At 67.3% G+C, this 3,471-nt stretch carries 3 protein-coding genes; 2 read left to right on the forward strand and 1 reads right to left on the reverse strand.

The annotated features are described in order from the left end of the window. Positions 1-1,004: aromatic ring-hydroxylating oxygenase subunit alpha (locus BKN37_RS26425; protein WP_165618405.1), on the forward strand; the 1,004-nt coding region annotated here is incomplete at its 5' end. Positions 1,005-1,033: 29 nt separating this feature from the next. On the opposite strand, the gene BKN37_RS26430 is transcribed toward BKN37_RS26425, so the two are convergent. After that, a complete protein-coding gene (locus BKN37_RS26430) occupies positions 1,034-2,311 on the reverse strand; it encodes a hypothetical protein (RefSeq protein WP_071030196.1) in 1,278 nt (425 codons plus the stop codon). A 263-nt stretch (positions 2,312-2,574) separates the two neighbouring features. Here BKN37_RS26430 and BKN37_RS26435 point away from each other — a divergent pair. Continuing rightward, a partial coding sequence (locus BKN37_RS26435) for a serine/threonine-protein kinase (RefSeq protein WP_131823712.1) occupies positions 2,575-3,471 on the forward strand: 897 nt, incomplete at its 3' end.

Here is a 3,471-nt window from a genome sequence, read left to right on the forward strand (position 1 = left end):
CCGTGGAGATCTCGGTGGCAGCCGATAGATTTCGCGCCGCGCTCGCCAACCGCTGGCACGCGGTGCTGACCGCCGCCGAACTGCTGGATCGGCCGGTCGGGGTGCAGCTGCTCGGCCGCCCACTCGTGCTGGCCAGGCTCCGGGGCCGGCCGGCCTGTCTCGACGACGTTTGCCGCCACCTCGGCGCGGCGCTGTCTTTGGGGGAAGTCGTCGACGGCCACGCGCTTCGCTGCTCCTATCACGGCTGGGCCTACGACGGTGGTGGGCGCTGCGTCGACATTCCCGCTCGCCGGGGCGCGCCGATCCCTCGCGGCGCCCAGGTCGCGAGCTATCCGACCGAGGAGCGTTACGGGCTGATCTGGGTCTGCCTGGAGACCCCGGAGGCGGCGGCGATCCCCGAACTCCCTGAGTTCAGCGACCCGGCATTCCGCGTCACGGCCCCGCGCACCTACGAGCCGTGGCGGGCCAGTGCGCCGCGGGTCGTCATGGGTGCGCTCGATGACACACACTTCGGCTGGGTGCATCCGGGCCTGCTCGGCGATCCCGACACGCCCGAAGCCCCAGACCACGAGGCCCATCGGGAAGGCGACTACCTCATCACTTCGTATTCCGTGGAGCAGCCGGGCACCCTGTCATCGATGGGTACTGGCATCTGCGAGACCGTCAACTACCGGAATGCCGCCACCCCGACCTCCATCCGCCTCGTCAAGCGCAGCGCCACCGGCACCTACGTGATCTTCATGGCGGTCCAGCCGGTCGACACCGACCGCTCCCATGTTTACCTGCTGACGGCGCGTGACTTTGACCTCGATCCGGCGGGCGACGAACGCTACCTCACCTTCGAGGACACGCTGCAAGCGCAGGATCGGGTGGTCATCGAAAGCCAGCGGCCCTGGCTGCTGCCGCCGCTGGAATCGCGCCTGGCCCTCTACATCCGCCCCGCCGACCTCCCGCTGATCGAGTTCCAGCGCTGGCTCGAGGAACTCGGCATCCCGCAGGTGTGATCGCACTAGGACTGTTTGGCCGCGCCGCGTCAGCACGACGCATGCCAGCGGGCCTGGTGTTCGGCGTGCGTCGCCAAGTACGCGCCAGGAGCAAAGAGCTCATCATAGAAGTCGAGGTCGAGGTGTTGGGCCTGCAGATACATCAGCACGTGCACGGTCGGCACCGTGCCGGGCAGCTTGCCGAACGTGTCGTAGATGTAGGTCGCCTCGAGCGTGACCAGCTCCTGAATGGCGTCGGGCGGCAGCGCGGACGCCCGCACCCGGGGTGTGTCCGACCAGGGACCGGCGGTGTCGGGGTGGAATGGCCCGCCGGAACCGAACTTGCGCGCGACGAGCTTCTCGACGCCGGCCGCCACCGACGGCACATGCGGTGGGCTCAGCGTCTCGAAGTATCCGGGCAGCCCGGTGGCGTTCGGGAACGGCCACCGGTCGTCGCTGTCGGCGACGAAACCCAACCCCGGCGCCTTGGGGTCACCGGAACCGCCCAACACCGACAGTCGGTCCAGCCCGTCGTAGATCCAGCCGCCCAGCCCGATCGCCTGCAGGGCCAGCATCCCGTTGTTCGCGGCGATGGCAAGTTCCGCGCTCGCTTCGGTCAGCGTGTACTGCTCCACAAACGACAGCGGGATCGGGTCGTCGCCGTGGCGCAGCCCGGTAAAGGATTCGGTGCCGCCGATCTGGCGATGGTTGATGTCGTCGAAAATGCGGTAGCCGTTGGCGGCGAAGAACCACAGGTTTTCCATCAGATGCTCGGCGAGGTCGGCGACCGGAAACGCCAGCAGGCTGCCCGGGTGATTGCCGATCCAGGTGTTGTGCCCCTCCATGTAGGGCTCTTCGCGAGGAAGTTCCAGCCGCGAATCCGAAATGCGAACATACGATTCCGCGGTGTGGCCGATCCATTCCTCGATGCCGTCGAATGCGCGCGGGGCCTGGTCGCGGGTGGGCAGCAGATAAGTTCCGGAGTCGTCGGTGAAGAACAGTTGGCTGGTGTGGAAACCCGCCGCCGACGGGAAGGTGCGGCCGGTTGCACTGCCGGAGTAGTTGGGCAGCCGCGGCGCGTAGCCGGGGTGGTGGGTGATGCCGTAGTGCCACCCGGTGACGCCGCCGGTCGCCGACAGCACCAGCGCCCGCTCGACCTCCGATAACGGCTGGACCGGGCGTCGGCTGGTGAACGCCAGCGCGCCGGCGGGGATCTGCCCGCCGACCGGGAATCGCCGTGATCGCCGCCCGGTGATCGCGGCCAACAGCGGGAACTGTGTCACCGCGGCCAGCGCCGCCCGTTCGTGATCGGAGATGACCAGGCTCATTGCGTTCACTCCCACCGTGCTCATGGATCCAGACGTACTGGCCGTCCCGCGCGGCGGCCCACAGGTCGACAACGCAGGCAGACCCACCGCGTTGGCAGTCACCGTAATCGGCGGGGTGGAACGGTCGGCTGCTACCGTTACCGTCTGACGAACGTGCCGGGGTTCTGCCGTCATAATTTGCCGGAGTATTGCGGCGATGGTGGGCGAGTGGGGTTGGCTCGCCGCCGTCGGCGCGGACGTGGGGTTGGCTTAAGGAGTCGGCGATGAGCGACACCGCACGCGGTTCACGGGTGGGGTCACAGTTTGGGCACTACAACCTCACCCGGTTGATCGGCCGTGGCGGAATGGGCGAGGTGTATGAGGCCCAGGACACGGTTAAGCAGCGGGTTGTGGCCTTGAAGCTCCTGTCCCCGGTGTTGAGCCACGATCCGGCGTTCCGTGAGCGGCTGCAGCGCGAAGCGCGCACCGCCGGGCGCCTGCAAGACCCGCACGTGGTGCCGATCCACGATTACGGCGAGATCGATGGGCAGCTGTTTTTGGATATGCGCCTTATCGACGGCACCGACTTGTCCGCCATGTTGAAAGAGCTGGGTCCACTGCCGCCGACCCGGGCGGTGGGCATTGTGCGTCAGGTGGCATTGGCGCTGGATGCGGCGCACACCGCGGGGGTAATCCATCGCGACGTCAAACCGGAAAATATTCTGGTCACCCGCGACGATTTCGCGTATTTGGTCGATTTTGGTATCGCCGATGCCGCCAGTTTGGACGGCGCAACCCAGGTGGGCGACGCGGCGGGCACTTTTAAATATTCGGCTCCGGAACGGTTCGGGGACGCCACACCGGACCACCGAGTTGACGTTTATTCGTTGGCCTGCGTGCTGTACGAATGCTTGACCGGATGGTCACCGTATCGCGGTGACAACGCCCGGATGCTGATCACCTCGCACCTGATGCGGCCGATCCCGCGCCCCAGCCAATTGCGGCTGGGCATCGTCCCGGAATCCTTCGACGAGGTGATCGCGCGGGGCATGGCCAAAGACCCGCACGAGCGCTACGGCAGCGCCGGCGAGCTCGCGCGGGCCGCCTACCAGGCGTTGAGCGGGTCGGATCAGGACCTGGCCGACGACGCGGGCGAAGGTGTGTCGGGTGGGCCTGTGTCG

It is taken from the genome of Mycobacterium talmoniae, from assembly GCF_001854525.1.
Taxonomy (GTDB): Bacteria; Actinomycetota; Actinomycetes; order Mycobacteriales; family Mycobacteriaceae; genus Mycobacterium; species Mycobacterium talmoniae.

Coding starts and splice junctions, on each gene's coding strand:
- BKN37_RS26430 (WP_071030196.1), bottom strand. CDS start 2,311: ATGAGCCTGGTCATCTCCGATCACGAACGGGCGGCGCTGGCCGCGGTG.